Origin of the sequence: Polaribacter sp. KT 15, assembly GCF_900143115.1 — a bacterium.
GTDB classification, from domain to species: domain Bacteria; phylum Bacteroidota; class Bacteroidia; order Flavobacteriales; family Flavobacteriaceae; genus Polaribacter; species Polaribacter marinaquae.
On the sequence record NZ_LT670850.1, the window covers coordinates 2091017 to 2108789 of the forward strand.

Below are 17773 nucleotides of genomic sequence, written 5' to 3' on the forward strand. Positions count from 1 at the left end.
AAAATTTACAACTAAAAAGAGCTCAAACAAACCGTTCAATCTGGGCTAAACTATTTGCCGGTTATTAGCAATTAGAAGTTAAAAGCTATCAAAAAATGAAATTTAATACGAAAACCATTCACGGAGGCCAAAAACCAGAAAAATCAACAGGCGCAATTATGCCGCCAATTTTTCAAACATCAACATACGCACAAACAAACCCAGATCAAGAATTTCATTATTCAAGAGGAGAAAATCCAACAAGAAAAGCTTTAGAAGATAGTTTTGCTGCAATAGAAAATGGTACAAAAGGTTTTGCTTTTTCATCTGGTTTAGCTGCAATAGATGCAGTTTTAAGACTTTTAAAACCCGGAGACGAAATAATTGCAGGAGACGATTTGTATGGCGGAACGTATAGAATGTTCACAAAACTATTTCAAAAATATGGTCTAGAATTTTCTTTTGTAGATACAGATAGTTTAAAAAACATTACAGATAAAATTACTAAGAATACCAAGTTAATCTGGTTAGAAACACCAACAAATCCGTTAATGAAAATTGCAGATATAAATGCAATTTCTAATGCTGTAAAAGAAATTAATAACGAAATTTTAATAGCAGTAGACAATACATTTGCAACGCCTTATTTACAGCAGCCTTTAAATTTAGGTGCAGATATTGTAATGCATTCTGCCACAAAATATCTTGGTGGGCATTCAGACATTATTATGGGCGCGTTAATGGTTAAAGATGCTAAATTAGCAGAAGAAATTCATTTTATTCAATTTGCTGCAGGCGCAATTGCAGGTCCAATGGATTCTTTTTTGGCTCTAAGAGGTATAAAAACCTTACATATTAGAATGCAACGTCATTGCGAAAATGGTAAAGCAATTGCTAATTTCCTTAAAAATCATCCAAAAGTTGGTAATGTATATTATCCTGGTTTAGCAGAACACCCAAATTTTGAATTGGCAAAAAAACAAATGAAAGACTTCGGCGGTATGGTTTCTTTCTCTTTAAAAGAAGAAACTAAAGAAGCTGCTTTTAAATTTTTAGAAAACACAAAGTTATTTACTTTGGCAGAATCTTTAGGAGGTGTAGAAAGTTTAGCAAATCATTCTGCAACAATGTCTCATGCATCAATACCAGAAGAAGAACGTTTAAAAATTGGTATTACAGATTCTTTAATACGTTTAAGTGTTGGTATAGAAGATGTAGAAGATTTAATACAAGATTTAGAAAATGCTTTACAAGCATAATATTTAAGACACAAAAAAAGGGAGAAATTTTAAAATTTCTCCCTTTTTTATTTATAGTAATTCTCAATTAAAATAAACCATTAATTTGAGAGTCTATTCGATCTATAATATATCCTAAATCTTCTTGATTTTTAACAAAATCTAAATTATCAACATCTATAACTAATAACTTTCCTTTGGTATATTTAGAAATAAAAGCTTCATAACGCTCGTTTAGTCTGCTTAAATAATCAATAGAAATAGAGTTTTCATATTCTCTACCACGTTTGTGTATTTGGCCAACCAAAGTAGAAATATCTGCACGTAAATAAATTAATAAATCTGGTGGTTGTACTAAGTTTTCCATCAATTCAAATAAAGAAGAATAATTGCTAAAATCTCTATTTGTCATTAAGCCCATTGCGTGTAAGTTTGGTGCAAAAATATGAGCATCTTCATAAATAGTTCTGTCTTGTATAATGTTTTGTCCAGATTCTCTTAGTTCTAAGATCTGTCTAAATCTACTATTTAAAAAATATACTTGTAAATTAAAAGACCAGCGCTCCATCTCTGTGTAAAAATCATCTAAATAAGGATTTTCATCAACAGCTTCAAAATGAGGTTTCCAATTGTAATGTTTCGCTAAAAGTTTGGTTAGCGTAGTTTTACCAGCGCCAATATTTCCTGCAATTGCAACGTGCATATATAAAAAGGTATAAAATTAAAACGGTGGATAAAGGTACATAAATTTTATAATTAACAAATTAATTTATAACCAAAACCACGCACATTAATTATTTGAATATTTTCATCCTTTTTTAATTTCTTTCTTAATTTAGAAATAAAAACATCCATACTTCTTGCATTAAAAAAATCATCGTTTCCCCATAATTTATTCAAAATAAAAGTTCTGTCTAAAACTTCATTTTTCTTTTCGAAAAGATAGAATAACAATTGCGCTTCTCTGTGTGTAAGTTGTTGCTCTTCCTCAGAAAAAGTAAGAGTTTGTTTCGTTAAATTAAATAAATAATTTCCAATTTTTATATTTTCTGTATCGGTTTTTAGTTGAATTCTATTTAGTAAAGCTTTAATTCTTACAATTAATTCTTCCATAGAAAATGGCTTTTTTAAATAATCGTTGCCACCATTATTAAATCCTTCTAAAACATCAGACGTTTGCGATTTTGCAGTAAGAAATATAATAGGAATATGTTTGTTTTCTTGCCTAATTTCTTTAGCCAAAGTAAAACCATCTTTTTTTGGCATCATTACGTCTAAAACCAAAATATCTGGCTTTTCTGTTTTGTAAATTTTTAGAGCTTCCTCACCATTTTCAGCATGAAAAACAGTAAAATTTCTAGATTCTAAACTTTCTTTTACAATCATACCTAAACTAGCTTCGTCTTCTGCTAAAAGCACTTTTATATTATTCATTTGGCAAGTTTATTTTAAATATTGTGTTGTTTTTTGTTGAAGATAAAGTTAGTGAACCAGCATGTTTTTCAATAATTTTTTTACTGTAATAGAGACCTATTCCAAAACCTTTTACATTGTGTGTGTTTCCTTTAGGTACTCTGTAAAATTTATCAAAAATTTTATCTTGTAGATTTTTGTCGATTCCGTTACCATTGTCTGCAACAGATATTTCTGTGGTATTTAAAATAGAATTGATATTAATTTCTATGGCATTGCCGCCATATTTAACCGCATTATCTATTAAGTTAGAAACAGCATTTTCAAAATGAAAATTATCTACATTTAAATAGATTGGTTTTAGGTTTGTTGAAAAGTTAATTTCTTTATCAGTATTTAAAAATTGATGTTTATTTGCCAATTTTTCTATGGTATTTGTAATATCTATAGATTCTTTTTTTAAGATTAATTGTTCACTATCTAAGGTTGCAGTTTCTAGTAGTTTTTCTACCATTTGATGCAGTTTTTTTAGTTGAACAGAAGACATTGAAAGGTATTTTTTAGTTTTTTCTTTATCATCTAAAACATTAAAATTTTCTATGGCTTCTATGGCTGTAGCAACTGTGGCTATTGGCGTTTTAAATTCGTGTGTTATGTTACTTATTAAATCGTTTTTTATGATTGCCAATTCTTTTTGTTGATTGATTACTTTTAGCATATAAAATAGACTGTAAACTACTGCTAATGATAGTAAAAAAGATAAAAATATACCCAAAGTACTTCGTTTTAAAGTTTCAATATTGGGGTTGTTGTAGATCAGTTTAAATTCTTCGTTATCTTTAACGTAGGTAGACTTAGAACTAACGGAAAAAATTTCTTCATCTAAAATAGAATCTTTTGTTTTATGAAATAAAGTATCATTTTTAAAATGATGAAAACTAGTTTTTAGAATTATTTTTTTTTGTGATAACTGTTTTTCAACTAAAGAATCTATCTTATCATATTCTATACTTTCATCTATAAAAGAAATAAAAATTGGTTTTATGTTTTTTAAAAACTTTAGACTGTCTGCAGCTTTTTTACCCTTAAAATATTTTACATTAGTTTTAGAGCCATCATTATTTATTGTAATACCTTGTTTAGAATCTAAAAGTTGCGTTAAAACTTTACTTTTTTTCTGTTTTTTTACGACTACACTGTCTATTTTAGTGTTAAAATTAGTAACAAATTCCTTGGTAGAATTCATCATAGAATCTATTTTTTCTTTAGAAAGGTTGTCATTAGAAGTTATTTTTATATTATTGATAGTAACTTTTGGTTTTACTTTTTCAGAGCTGTTTTCTTTTAACTTTTGTAAAATTTTTCCGATAGCATTTTCTTCAATCGTTTTACTGTTATTTGGCTTGTTCTCTATAATAGTTAAGAAGTTACTTTTTGCCAAAGAAGAGTAATATTCTTCTACAGCATTGTCTAAACTTAACTGTATTTCGTTGGTTACAAGTCTTTTGTTTTCTTCGTAATTTTTATAATTCCAATAAAATTGGATGGCAATAGTTGCTACTATGGTTGTAGCAATTAAGTATATAATCCATTGCTGTTTATTTGCTTTCATGTTACAAATATAGGTTCTAAATATTATAAAATGAGTCGGTTAACACTCGTTAACACTCGTTAACTATAAATTGTTTTGTTGTGTTGCACCTTTGTTGTGTTCAATTTAAAAAACAATATTATGAAAAAACTAACTACTTTATTTTTACTTTTTATTTCGCTACTTATAAATGCACAAGAAAGCAATACAAAAGTAGCTTATTCTAAAGATGAAGTTTCTAAAATAACTTCTTTGGCTTTTACTTCAACTTCTGTAAAAGATTTAGAAAAGATTAATTGGAAAGACATTGAAAGCATTTTTGAACACAATAAACCTAATGAAAAAATTGCATTGAGTTTTGAGTTGGATTTGAAAGATTCTAAAAATAAATTTAAAGGTAAAATGGAAGTTTCTGGAGAAACAAAAAACATTGATTCTTTAATATATAAATCAAAAAAAATAATAAAGACATTAATTAAAATTTCTAAAAAATACGAAAACCACTAAATTATGAAAACACTATTAACAACATTTGCATTTTTGATGGTAGTATCATTCAATGCTCAAAATTTTCAAGGAAAAGCTATTTATAAAACTAGTAGAAAATCGAAGGTTAAATTTGGCAACGATAAAAAATCTACAATGTCAGATGAAATGAAATTAAAACTGCAAGCTAGATTGCAAAAAATGAATCAGAAAACCTATAATCTATATTTTAACAAATATGAATCTGTTTATAAACAAGTTGTTGCATTAGGTGCACCAAGAACTCAAGTTGGTGGTGCTCAGATAAAAATGATTTCTTTTGGTGGTGGGGCTAGTGCTTTTTTGTATAAAAATATAAAAGAAAAGCGATACGCAAAACAAACAGAAATACAAGGCAAACGCTTTTTAATAAAAGATCAAATAAATAAAAAGGATTGGGTAATGTCTTCAGAAACAAAAAATATTGGAAAGTATACCTGTTATAAAGCAACTTATACAAAAGAAGTTGAAAATAAAAAAATGACGCTTGTTGATGGTAAATCAGAAATAAAAACTACAAAAGAAAAGGTAACTACAACAGCTTGGTATACGCCAGAAATACCTTTAAGCCATGGTCCTGATAATTATCAAGGTTTACCTGGTTTAATTTTAGAAATTAATGATGGTAAAACCACAATTGTTTGCACAGAGATCATTATAAATCCTTCTGAAAAAATAGCTATTAAAGAGCCAAAAAAAGGGAAAGTAGTTAGTCAGAAAAAATTTAATAAAATTCAGGAAGAAAAGTCTAACGAATTAATGGAAAAATTTAAAAGTAGAAATGGTATGGACTTAGGAAATGGCATAAATATTAAAATGGGAGGATAATCTTTTTTTAGTTTTAGTAAAAAATTAAACGAGCAAATTAAACTTTTAAGTTTTTTTTAAGTCTTATTAGAAATTACTAATACTATTTTAGTGAAAAAAGATAAAAAAATCATGAAACAATTAATTACATTATTCTTAGCCTTTGTTACAATTGGTGTATTTGCTCAGAAAAATTTTCAAGGAAAAGCAACCTATATGTCTAAAACTACTTTAGATATGAGTAGTTGGGGAGGCAGAATGAATAGCATGTCTGAGGCACAAAAGAAACAAATTGCAGATAGGATGAAATCGATGTTAGAAAAAACATTTATTTTAAGTTTTGATAAAACAGCATCTATTTATAAAGAGGATGAAAAATTAGAAGCGCCAGGTGCAGGTGGTGGATTTAGAATGGGAGGTTTAACTGATGGAGGTACTAAGTATAAAAACACAAAAGAACTTGTAGCACTAGAGTCTAAAGAGTTTTTTGGTAAAAACTTTTTGATTTCTGATACTATGGAAATGCCGCAGTGGGAGTTAGGTAGCGAAACAAAAAAAATAGGAAACTATATTTGTTACAAAGCAACACTTACCAAAGATGTAGATGCTACAGACTGGAGAAACATGAGAAGAAGAAACAGAGATGATGATAAGAAGAAAAAGGATGCTAACAAAGACACTACAGAGACAGTAAAAGTTACAGAAGATATAGAAATACCAAAAAAAATAACGGTTACAGCATGGTATACACCACAAATACCGGTAAGTAATGGTCCTGGAGAATATTGGGGATTGCCAGGTTTAATTTTAGAAATTAATGAAGGAAGAACTACTATTTTATGTACAGAAATTGTACTAAATCCCTCAGAAAAATTAGAAATTGAGAAGCCAACAAAAGGAGATAAGGTTACAAGAAAAGAATACACAGATGCAATTACTAAAAAAATGGAAGAGTTTAGAAATAGCAGAGGTAGAGGTAGAGGTGGAAGAGGTAGATTTTAATTAATAAAACATAAAATACACAATGAAAAAATTACTACTATTAACCATTTTTATGGTTTCATTTATTTCTAGTGCGCAAGTTACTCTTACAGGAGTTGTAAAAGATAGTATCGGCTCACCTCTAGAAATGGCAAACATTTTAGCTGTAAACAAGGCAACAAAAAAAATGTCATCATATGGTTTTACAGATGCAAAAGGAAATTATAAATTAGATTTAGATAAAAATCAAACTTTCGAAATTAAAATAAGTTACATTGGTTTTAAAACTGTAGATTTTGTTGTAGAAACTAAATCAGAGGATATAGTAAAAAATATTACACTTAAAGAAGATAATTCTTTAGATGAAATTACAATTGTATCTAAAATGCCGGTTACCATAAAAGGAGACACAATTGTGTATAATGCAGATTCTTTTAAAAATGGTTCTGAACGAAAACTAGAAGATGTATTAAAAAAATTACCCGGAGTAGAAATTAATGATGATGGTCAAATTGAGGTAGAAGGTAAAGTCGTAGAAAAAATTACTGTAGATGGTAAAGAGTTTTTTAGTGGAGATACAAAATTAGCATCTAAAAATATCCCTTCTAATGCGGTAGATAAAATACAAGTACTAAGAAATTTTTCTGATGTAAATCAGTTAAGCGGAGTTCAAAATAATCAAGATAGAGTAGCTATTAATATAAAATTAAAGGAAGGGAAAAAGAATTTTTGGTTTGGAGATGTCTATGCAGGTGCTGGATTTACACCAAGTGATGATTTATACTTGTTTCAGCCCAAACTATTTTATTACAATCCAAAATATACATTAAATGTAATTGGAGATATCAATAATTTAGGTGAAGCAGTATTAAATAGAAGAGATTTAAGAGGTTTCAGCGGAGGTTTTAGAAGTCAAAGTCCGTCAAATGGAACAAATATAAATTTAGCAAGTGCTGGCATTGGTTTTTTAACACCAAATGCTAGAAATGCAAATAGAATAGAAACAAAACTAACCGCTTTAAACTTTAGCTACTCGCCAAACAAAAAATTAGATTTTAGTGGTTATTTAATTTGGTCTAGTAATAGTAACGGACAAAGAAATAGAAATATTATAGATTATAATGATCCATCTATACCAGATGATGTTACAGATAACACAACAGATCAAACTAGTAATTCTGGTTTATTTAACTTTAAAACGATCTATAAGAAAAATATAAACAATCAATTAAATTACGATTTAAATGGTCGCTTTACAAACGAGTTTAGATTAGATAATGGTACATCTCAAATAATAGGTAATAATGTGCCAATTGTAGAAAACGAGCGCGCAACACCATTTACAATCAATCAGAATTTAAGTTACTTTTATACAGCAAACGAAAACAATATTTTTGCCCTAGAAGTACAACATCAATTGCAAGATGAAGATCCTTTTTATGTATCTTCTATAGAGAATTTAGATCAAGATCCAAACAATAATGTAGATGGTTTTGATTCTGCAGCAGATGTTTTAGGTTTAGATAAATCACAACAGTTTTATACTTTAGAACAAGACAGACGAGTAAAATCTAATCAATTAGATGCAAAATTAGATTACTATTATATTATAAATAATAAAAGCAACTTTAATTTTGTAGGTGGTACTATTTTAAGTAAGCAAAACTTTGATTCTAGGTTTTTTCAACTTTTAGATAATGGCAGTTCATTAGATCCAACTTTAAATATTCCTAATTTAGCAAACCCAAGTACTTCAAATGATGTAGAATACAATTTTACAGATATCTATGCAGGTATGCGTTACCGTGTTAAAGCAGGTATTTTTACTTTTAGGCCAGGTTTTACGGCACATTCTTACAATATTAATAATACCCAAGTTGGTGCAATAACAGATTTTAAAGATTCTTTCACTAAAATTTTACCAGAATTAAACATTATTGCTCAATTTAAAAAGAGTGAAAGTTTACGTTTCAATTACAGGCAACAAGTTAATTTTACAGATGTAAATCAACTAGCAGAAGGTATCGTTGCTAGAAGTTATAATTCATTTTTCTTTGGAAATAATGATATTATGAATGCTAGAGTAGAATCTATGAGTTTAAATTATAGTAGCTTTAATTTATTTAACAATATGTTTGTTTTTGGAGGATTAAACTATAACAAAACTATGGAGCAAATTGCTTCAATTGCAGATTTTGTTCCAGACGCAAATAACCCAAATATAAGATCTAATGTTTCTACTAATACTAATTTAAACCTGCCTTATGATATAGAATCTATTAGTGCTTTCGGTCGATTTACAAAAACGTTTAGAAAAATTAGAACAAGTTTGGCAGCAAGCTTTTCAGATTCTCAAGCCTATCAATTATTTGGTACGGAAACTACAAAGTTAAATACCCAAAGTTATTCTATTACTCCAGGTATTAGAACAAACTATACAAAAGCACCTAATGTTAGTTTAAACTATAGAGCTTCTTTTTCAGATCAAAACAGAACAGAATTAAGCACAAATAATGTTTCTAATTTTAAATCTGTTACGCATGCACCTTCTATAAATTTTGATGCTTATATTTGGAATTCTCTAACGTTAACCTCTGATTTTACTTACAATGAAGTTAGACAAAATGGTCAGCATCAAAATTCTTTTAAAATATGGGATTTATCATTATCATATAGAAAAGATAAAGATGCAAAGTGGGAGTATGAGTTTCAAGCAAGTAACATATTAGGAACAGAATCGAGAGTAAGTGTTAATAATGGAAACATTTCAAATTCGATTAACGAAACTTTTATTTTGCCTAGGTTAGTTACTTTTAGGGTAAGATATCAATTATAAAACATTTTAGTATAAAATTAAAAAGGCTCAAGAAATTGAGCCTTTTTTTATTTACTTTAATTATTTTAGCCGTATGAGTTTGTTAGCTACAAAGTCTCCTTTTATTGCAACTTTTAAAAGTTTAGGAGCACTATTTTTATTTATAGGTTTTGGTCTTTTTTTAGATAGTTTCTACATGGTAGAAATTACAGATAATGCACAGTTGTATGCAACTATTAGCATGATGATTGGTTTTTTAATTACTTTTTGGAGAGTAAATAAAAGAGTTAAAGAACAAATGATTTACGCTGTTTTAATTGGTATTATTGGCGAGTATTTGTTTTCTATTGTTATGGGTATGTATTCTTACAGATTGGGTAACGTGCCTCATTACGTGCCACCAGGTCATGCTTTGGTTTATGTAGCCGTTTTATACTTTTCTAAAGCATCATCAATTATTAAAAATAAAATTAAGCTAGAAAAATTTTTCACAATTTTTATATTGATTTATGCAACTGTTTTCTTAATTTTTAGAAATGATGTTTTTGGTTTTGCAATGACTATTGCAACAATTTTAATCTTAAGAAAGAAGCCAAGAGAAAGATTGTTTTATCTATCTATGTACATAACTGTAGCTTATTTAGAAATTGTAGGTACTAATTATTTATGTTGGAAATGGCCATCTACGGCTTGGGGAATATTCGATTTTTTACCAAGTCACAATCCGCCAAGTGGTATAAGTTTTTTCTATTTTTTATTAGATTTAGGCACACTTTGGCTGTATAAAAAACGTCATAAAATAGCTTGGTCTCGAATGAAGAATGTTCGAAAAATTCGATTAAATTTATCAAAAACTACAAACTAAAATAAACGTAATACCGTTTTGTATTAAAAGAGGTTTTAAATGTCTATAAATGTAAAATCAGTTTCAAAAATATATAAAACTCAAAAAGCCTTAAATAATGTTTCTTTTGCTGCGGAAAAAGGACAAATTGTAGGCTTTTTAGGTCCTAACGGAGCAGGGAAATCTACGATAATGAAGATTTTAACGGGTTTTATAAAACCTACTGATGGTGAGGTTTTTGTAAATGAAATTGATGTGAAACAATTTCCTTTAGAAGTACAAAAAATCATCGGTTATTTACCAGAACACAATCCTTTATATACAGATATGTATGTAAAAGAATATCTGCAGTTTCAAGCATCAGTTCATAAAATCGATAAATCAGAAGTTAATATTTGTATAGAAAAAGTTGGTTTAACTGCAGAAGCACATAAAAAAAATAATCAACTGTCTAAAGGTTATCAACAAAGAGTTGGTTTAGCAGCTGCAATTTTACACAATCCAGAAATTTTAATTTTAGATGAACCTACTACAGGTTTAGACCCTAATCAATTAGTAGAAATTAGAGCTTTAATTAAAGAGTTAGGAAAAAATAAAACTGTTTTGTTTTCATCACATATCATGCAAGAAGTAGAAGCTGTTTGCGATCGAGTAATTATCATAAAAAAAGGTGAGATTTTAATTGATAAAAAATTAGCAGAACTTACACAAACCAAAGAGCAAATTATAGAAGTTACTTTTGATTATAAAATCGAAGAACAATTTATAAGTAGACTACAAAACGTGGTTTCTTACAAAAACAATTACGACAATACTTGGTATATTACTTTTGAAAGTGAACAAGATATGAGACCCGTAATTTTTGATTTTGCTCAAGAAAACGGTCTGAAAATTTTAAGTCTAAATAAGCAGAATAAAAATTTAGAAACTTTTTTTAGAGAAATAACTAATGATTAATCATTAGTTATTTCTTCTATTATATAGTTGTATGCTTCTAAAAGTGTTGGAAAAGTTATACTACTTCCCGCGCTTTTAAGTTCTGTATCTGTATATTGTGTTGTAATTCCTATCGGAATCATACCGGCAGCTTTTGCTGCATTTGTGCCTGTTAAACTGTCTTCAAAAACCCATAAATCTTTAAAATCTTCTTCATTAAAGTTTAATGCTCTGGCTAAAGTTTTATATGCCTCTGGATCTGGTTTAGGTTTTTCATAATCCTGTACACCAAATACAGTAGTAAAATTTAGATTTAAATGGGTAATACTATTTTTTAAAAACTGTTTAGTTGCATTACTAGCAATACCATAAGGTATATTTTCTTTGGATAAAAAATCTGTAAATTCGTTAACTCCGGGTAATAAGTCCGGAATCGTAAAAAATTTATCAAGATGAATATCCTTTAGTAAAAACAATTCCTCGGCTTTATTTTCTTGACCAATTGTGCTACAATAATAGGCTGCAATTACCATTGGAGATTTACCGGCATGACTTTTAGGAAAAGGAGGGATTTCTTTATTAAATAATTCTTTAAAAGCACTAGCCCAAGCATTTCCGTGGCTTTTAAAACTATGCACAATTACGCCATCAAAATCGAATAAAAAACCTTTAGGCAATACTTTTTTTAACATTTGCTAACTTCTTTTCATTTACCAATTTAGATAAATAAGGATTCAAAAATTTATTTGTTGGATCTAATTCTCTTCTTAGTTCTTTAAAATCTTCCCATTTAGGATATATTTTAGATAATTGCGCATCTTTTGCCGCAAACCTTTTACCCCAATGTGGTCTACCACCGTGTTTAAGAAAAATTCTTTCTACACTTTTAAATGCCTCATAAGTATCTGCCGTAGCAGCATTTCTAGATACACAACCCATTGTAACAATATCTTCTTTGTAAGCGTAGCTTAACCAAGCGTTGTCTTTTTGTACAAAACGTACATCCATAGGTATGTGAATAAAAGATTTATTGTCCCATTTATTCACTTCTTCTTTTAACTCTTTAAAAACTTGCGGAAATTTGTCTAAACCTACAGTCCATTCTGCTAATTCTAGAGTAGAACCTCTAGATTTTGTAACTGTCGCTTGATATAAAGAACCTTTGTGTTCTTTTTTCGAACTAAAAAAAGCTTTAGCTAAAATATTGTTTGCAATTGCCGTAATCCAAGGAAATTTATGCGAATATTTATATAAAATTTTAGAAGCTGTTCTTCTATGTTTTAAATACTTAGGTCCGTTGTTTACATTAATTTCTTTGTCCTTATCAATTTTATCTCCAGTTATAACATAACCTTTACTGGTATGAGGTAACCATAGAACACGTAAAAAATCGTGCTGTTTTAAACGATCTTTTATTTTTGGTAACCATTCTTTATCATTTTCAGGGCGTTCTTTAACATGTAAAGTATACTCTGTTTCACATTTAAAAGTTATTTCAGAAAGCACTCCTAACATTCCTAATGAAACTTTTACAGCATTCATTAACTCATCCGAACTCTTAATTTCTTTAACAGATCCATCTGCCAAAACCAATCTACAAGAGGTAATGTATTCTGATAAAAGTTTACCACTTGTACCATGCGTTCCTGTAGCCAAAGCACCACCAACTGTAACTGTATTAATGTCTGGCAAACAAGGTATGCACCAGCCAACTTTTTCGATAGCTTCTAACAAATCACCTAAAATTACGCCAGATTGCACAGTAATTGTTTTGTCGTTATAATTGTAAGAAACTATTTTGTTATAGGTTTTCATGTCTAACAAAGCATTGGTACCTGCTGCAATATCTGCAGAGGACTGTTTGTTTCCAAAAAAACGGATTTTATCATTGTTTGCAATTACATCTTGTAGTTCATTTTCTGTGGTGATTTTAAATAAAGACTTATAATTGTGCTTTAAGTTTTCATTCCAACTTACCCAAACTCCGTTTTCTTTTTGTTTCATGATATTCTATTTTTGTTAAACAAAAATAGTAATAAATAGTTTTATGTTACTATTATTTTGTTTTTTTTTTGATTTGTAGTAGCTATAGTTTCATAGTTAAAACTTATTATATAGGTCAATTTTATAAGTTTTACTAATTTAATTTATACTTAATTTGCTGTTTTTCTAAAGTTGCTAATAACTCATTAGTAATGTGCAGTTTTGTATTTCTACTTGGCAAACTGATTTCTAATTTTTCTTTTTCGTCCCAAATTGTAAAGTTTAAGTTTTGTTTACCTGGTTTGTTTTTTAGAATAGATTCTAAATTTAAAATAGTATCCTCTTTAATGTCACTTAACGGTAATTGAATAGTTACTTTTTTACAAAGCTCATCCATAATGTCGTGAAGTAATTTCATTTCTGTAAACTTTAATCTTGGTTCACCAGCAACACCTGTTTCCTTATTCGTCCAACCAGGTTGTATTGTAGATCTTACAAATAAAAATGAATTTGGTACTAAGAAATGTTTCATTTTTAAGTAATCTTCACCAAAAATTCTAAATTCGTGACTATCTCCATAATCTTCTATTGTAAAAGCTGCCCAACCTTTTCCTGCCTTAGAAACTCTGTGTTGTACATCAGTAATAATACCTGCAAAAGCCATGTTCATACCAACATATTTTGCAAGATCACCTTTAAAATGTTTTAAAGAAGCGTTACAAAATTTAAGTTCATTTTTAAAATCATCTAATGGATGTGCAGAAATATAAATTCCGATAACTTCCTTTTCTTGTGAAAGTAATTCCATAGTTCCCCAAGTTTCACATTGCGGAATATCTGGTTCAGGAAACTGAACAGTAGAAGCTTCACCAAACATAGAAACTTGTGCAGAATTTTCATTTTCTTGATATTTACTACCAAACTTCATGGCGCGTTCTAAAAACGTTTGTCCTTTCTCGTCAGTATCAAAATATTGCGCTCTGTGTGTGTCTGTAAAAGAATCGAAAGCACCTGCTTTAATTAAACTATCAAAAGATTTTTTATTGGCAGCTCTTAAATCTACACGTTTAGCTAAATCGAAAATAGAAGTATAGTTTCCGTTTTCTTCTCTTTCTTTAATAATTGCTCTAACGGCACTTGCACCAACTCCTTTAACAGCAGCCATACCAAAACGAACAGCTCCTTCTTTATTTACAGAAAATTTTAAGTAAGATTCATTTAAATCTGGTCCTAAAACTTCTAGTCCCATTCGTTTACATTCTTCCATAAAGAACGATACCGATTTAATATCGTTCATGTTATTAGAAAGTACAGATGCCATATACTCTGCTGGATAATGCGCTTTTAAATATGCAGTCTGATATGCGATCCAAGCATAACAAGTAGAATGCGATTTGTTAAAAGCATAACTTGCAAACGCCTCCCAATCCTTCCAGATTTTTTCTAGTTTTTTAGGATCATGACCATTTGCAGCAGCTTGTTCTACAAATTTAGGTTTCATTTTATCTAGAACGGCAATTTGCTTTTTACCCATTGCTTTACGTAAAACATCGGCTTCACCTTTGGTGAAATCTGCCAATTTTTGCGATAAAAGCATTACTTGCTCTTGGTAAACTGTAATTCCATACGTTTCTGCCAAATATTCTTCCATGGCAGGTAAATCGTACTCAATATCTTCAGTTCCGTGTTTTCTATTGATAAAACTCGGAATGTATTCCATTGGACCAGGACGATACAAAGCATTCATTGCAATTAAATCTGCAAAAACCGTTGGTTTTAAAGAACGCATGTGTTTTTGCATGCCGGGAGATTCATATTGAAAAACACCAACAGTTTCTCCTCTTTGAAACAATTCGTATGTTTTTACATCATCTAAAGAAAAGTTTTCTGGATCTAATTCTACGCCATGTCTAGCTTTTACAATTTTTACGGTATCTTTAATTAAAGTAAGCGTTTTTAATCCTAAGAAATCCATTTTTAACAAACCTGCATTTTCTACCACAGAGTTGTCAAATTGGGTAACATACATATCGGAATCTTTAGCCAAAGAAACCGGAACATAATTAGTAATATCACCAGGCGTAATAATTACACCACATGCATGTATACCAGTATTTCTAACAGAACCTTCTAATATTGTTGCTTTATTTATAGTTTCTGATGCTAAATCAGAACCATAAGAAATAGATCTTAGTTCTTCTACAAGTTGTTTTTCTTCAGCTCTTAAACCATCAACTTTTCCTTTACTTTTGGGATCGTCACCAAAAATATTTTTTAGTTTAATTCCTGGAATTAATTTTGCAATTCTATCGGCTTCAAACAACGGTAAATCTAAAACCCTGGCAGTATCTCTAATAGAAGATTTTGCAGCCATTGTACCGTAAGTAATAATTTGTGCAACTTGGTTTGCGCCGTATTTGTCAATTACATAATCCATTACACGACCACGACCTTCATCATCAAAATCAATATCAATATCGGGCATCGAAACACGTTCTGGATTTAAGAAACGCTCGAAAAGTAAATCATATTTAATAGGATCTATATTTGTAATCCAAAGACAATATGCAACTACAGAACCTGCGGCAGAACCACGACCAGGACCAACTGCAACATCCATATTTCTGGCTTCTCTAATAAAATCTTCAACAATTAAGAAGTAACCAGGATATCCTGTTTTTTCAATAACTTCCAATTCAAAATCTAACCTTTCTTTGATAGATTCTGTAATTTCTCCGTAACGTTTTTTGGCACCTTCAAAAGTTAGGTGTTTTAAAAAAGCATTTTCTCCTCGTTTTCCTCCGTCGATTTTATCTTCTTCGGATAAAAACTCTTCTGGAATATCAAAAGCAGGTAATAAAACGTCTCTAGCAAGCGTAAATATTTCTATTTTATCTACAATTTCTTGAATATTGATAATGGCTTCTGGTAAATCTGCAAAGAGTTTTTTCATTTCATCTGAAGATTTGAAATAATACTCTTGATTAGGCAAACCATATCTATAACCACGACCTTTACCAATTGGCGTAGCTTGTTTTTCACCATCTTTTACACACAATAAAATATCGTGTGCATTGGCATCTTTTTTATCTAGATAAAAAGTATTGTTTGTCGCAATAACTTTTATATCATGTTTTTTAGAAAATTTAAGTAAAGTTTCGTTAACAATTTTTTCGTCTTGTTGATCATGACGCATTAATTCGATATAAAAATCGTCTTTAAATTGTTCTTTCCACCAAAGTAAAGCTTCTTCTGCTTGTTTTTCACCTAAATTTAAAATCTTACTAGGAACTTCACCATATAAATTTCCAGTTAAAACAATAATATCTTCCTTATATTTTTCTACTAAAGCTTTGTCTATTCTTGGTACATAATAAAAACCATCTACAAAGGCTGCAGAAGACATTTTAGCCAAATTATGATATCCGTTTTTATTTTTTGCTAATAAAACTACTTGATATCCGTTGTCTTTTTGTGATTTGTTTTTATGGTCTTCACAAATGTTAAACTCGCAACCAATAATTGGTTTCATAGGAGTTTCGGCATTTTTATTATGACTTAAAACTGCGTTTACAAAATGGAAAGCACCCATCATGTTTGCAGTATCTGTCATAGCAACTGCAGGCATGTTATATTTTGCTGCAGCTTTTACAATATTACCCAATTGCATGGTACTTTGTAAAACAGAATATTGTGTATGATTGTGTAAATGAGAAAACTGTACATCTTTTAACTCTGCTAAACCTTCTGATGTAGATTTAGTTTCTGAAACTCCTTTTAATTTTTCTAAACGCTTACGAATCTTATCGCTTTCTTGTTTTAGATTGATGTGTTTTAAACCAATTACTTGAATTGGTTTCGGATTTGCTTCAGAGAAATTCTTAAAATAATCTGCATCTACATCTAATTCTTCTTGCGTAAATTCTCTTAAACGAATCAACTCTAAAAAACAACGTGTAGTTGCTTCAACATCGGCAGTTGCATTGTGAGCTTCACCAAAACCAACACCAAAAAGGTGATTATGTAATTCTGTTAATGTTGGTAATTTAAATTTTCCTCCACGACCTCCAGGAATTTGACACATGGTAGCTGTTTTTTCTGTACAAGTATCTAAAAGAGGTAAAGAGGTTAAGTTATTTTCTACACCTAATCGATGAAACTCACATCCCATAATATTAATATCGAAACCAACATTTTGACCTACAATAAATTTTGTTTTTTTTAAAGCTTCGTTAAAAAGTTCTAAACCTTTATCTAATTTGATACCTTGTTCTTCTGCCAATTCAGTAGAAATACCGTGAATTCTTTCTGCATCATACGGAATATTAAAACCATCTGGCTGAATAAGAAAATCGTTGTGTTCTAGCACATTTCCCATTTTGTCATGCAATTGCCATGCAATTTGAATACACCTTGGCCAATTGTCTGTATCGGTAATTGGTGCGTTCCAGCTTTTTGGTAAACCAGTAGTTTCTGTATCAAAAATTAAGTACATAAATTGCTTTTAGTTTGATGATTTTATTCTTTTGAAAAGGACTGTAAATTTAGAGTTTTGTTATTGATTTTTAGACTAAGAATGCAATCTTTTATCAACATTAAAAACTACTTTTTTATTGCTTAAAAATAGCGATTTTGGTTATTCTTTTTAATATTAAATCTAT

At 29.5% G+C, this 17773-nt stretch carries 13 protein-coding genes; 7 read left to right on the top strand and 6 right to left on the bottom strand.

Annotation, left to right across the window (positions count from 1 at the left end; translation table 11 throughout):
* Nucleotides 1-95: 95 nt before the first annotated feature.
* On the top strand, nucleotides 96-1238 hold the full coding sequence (locus tag B5464_RS09385) for a cystathionine gamma-synthase (protein ID WP_079738154.1): 1143 nt from the start codon (nucleotides 96-98) through the stop codon (nucleotides 1236-1238).
* A gap of 67 nt (nucleotides 1239-1305) precedes the next feature.
* Here the strand turns inward: B5464_RS09385 and B5464_RS09390 are convergent, their stop codons facing one another.
* From B5464_RS09390 to B5464_RS09400, 3 genes are read right to left on the bottom strand one after another with little or no spacing between them, the layout of a single operon-like run.
* On the bottom strand, nucleotides 1306-1920 hold the full coding sequence (locus B5464_RS09390) for a deoxynucleoside kinase (protein ID WP_077811129.1): 615 nt from the start codon (nucleotides 1918-1920) through the stop codon (nucleotides 1306-1308).
* 53 nt (nucleotides 1921-1973) lie between these two features.
* A complete protein-coding gene (locus B5464_RS09395) occupies nucleotides 1974-2651 on the bottom strand; it encodes a response regulator transcription factor (RefSeq protein WP_079738155.1) in 678 nt (225 codons plus the stop codon).
* Nucleotides 2644-4242, bottom strand: a complete 1599-nt coding sequence (locus B5464_RS09400; RefSeq protein ID WP_079738156.1) for a sensor histidine kinase KdpD — start codon at nucleotides 4240-4242, stop codon at nucleotides 2644-2646. Before B5464_RS09400 ends, B5464_RS09395 begins: the two co-directional genes overlap by 8 nt.
* 120 nt (nucleotides 4243-4362) lie before the next feature.
* Between B5464_RS09400 and B5464_RS09405 the strand changes: the two genes are divergently transcribed.
* From B5464_RS09405 to gldA, 6 genes are all read left to right on the top strand, one after another.
* The gene (locus tag B5464_RS09405; protein ID WP_079738157.1) at nucleotides 4363-4728 is read left to right on the top strand and encodes a hypothetical protein; all 366 of its coding nucleotides are present in this window, start codon (nucleotides 4363-4365) and stop codon (nucleotides 4726-4728) included.
* A 3-nt stretch (nucleotides 4729-4731) separates the two neighbouring features.
* Entirely contained in the window at nucleotides 4732-5574 is an 843-nt protein-coding gene (locus tag B5464_RS09410) for a GLPGLI family protein (RefSeq protein WP_079738158.1), read from the top strand.
* A 111-nt stretch (nucleotides 5575-5685) separates the two neighbouring features.
* Complete coding sequence (locus B5464_RS09415) at nucleotides 5686-6555, top strand: GLPGLI family protein (RefSeq protein ID WP_077811134.1); 870 nt, start codon at nucleotides 5686-5688, stop codon at nucleotides 6553-6555.
* A 22-nt stretch (nucleotides 6556-6577) separates the two neighbouring features.
* Nucleotides 6578-9370 (top strand): carboxypeptidase-like regulatory domain-containing protein, encoded by a 2793-nt coding sequence (locus B5464_RS09420; RefSeq protein ID WP_079738159.1) that lies wholly within the window; start codon nucleotides 6578-6580, stop codon nucleotides 9368-9370.
* A gap of 73 nt (nucleotides 9371-9443) precedes the next feature.
* The gene (locus B5464_RS09425) at nucleotides 9444-10214 is read left to right on the top strand and encodes a hypothetical protein (RefSeq protein ID WP_079738160.1); all 771 of its coding nucleotides are present in this window, start codon (nucleotides 9444-9446) and stop codon (nucleotides 10212-10214) included.
* Between the two features lie 39 nt (nucleotides 10215-10253).
* Entirely contained in the window at nucleotides 10254-11150 is an 897-nt protein-coding gene (gene gldA / locus B5464_RS09430) for a gliding motility-associated ABC transporter ATP-binding subunit GldA (RefSeq protein ID WP_079738161.1), read from the top strand.
* Here gldA and B5464_RS09435 read toward each other — a convergent pair.
* From B5464_RS09435 to dnaE, 3 genes are all read right to left on the bottom strand, one after another.
* Nucleotides 11147-11821 (bottom strand): HAD family phosphatase, encoded by a 675-nt coding sequence (locus B5464_RS09435; RefSeq protein ID WP_079738162.1) that lies wholly within the window; start codon nucleotides 11819-11821, stop codon nucleotides 11147-11149. The two genes, gldA and B5464_RS09435, sit on opposite strands and share 4 nt — an antisense overlap.
* Entirely contained in the window at nucleotides 11799-13133 is a 1335-nt protein-coding gene (locus tag B5464_RS09440) for a D-arabinono-1,4-lactone oxidase (protein ID WP_079738163.1), read from the bottom strand. The genes B5464_RS09435 and B5464_RS09440 overlap by 23 nt, the downstream gene beginning before the upstream one ends.
* Nucleotides 13134-13266: 133 nt before the next feature.
* Nucleotides 13267-17607, bottom strand: coding sequence for a DNA polymerase III subunit alpha (gene dnaE, locus B5464_RS09445; RefSeq protein ID WP_079738164.1), 4341 nt, complete (start codon nucleotides 17605-17607; stop codon nucleotides 13267-13269).
* Nucleotides 17608-17773: the final 166 nt, after the last annotated feature.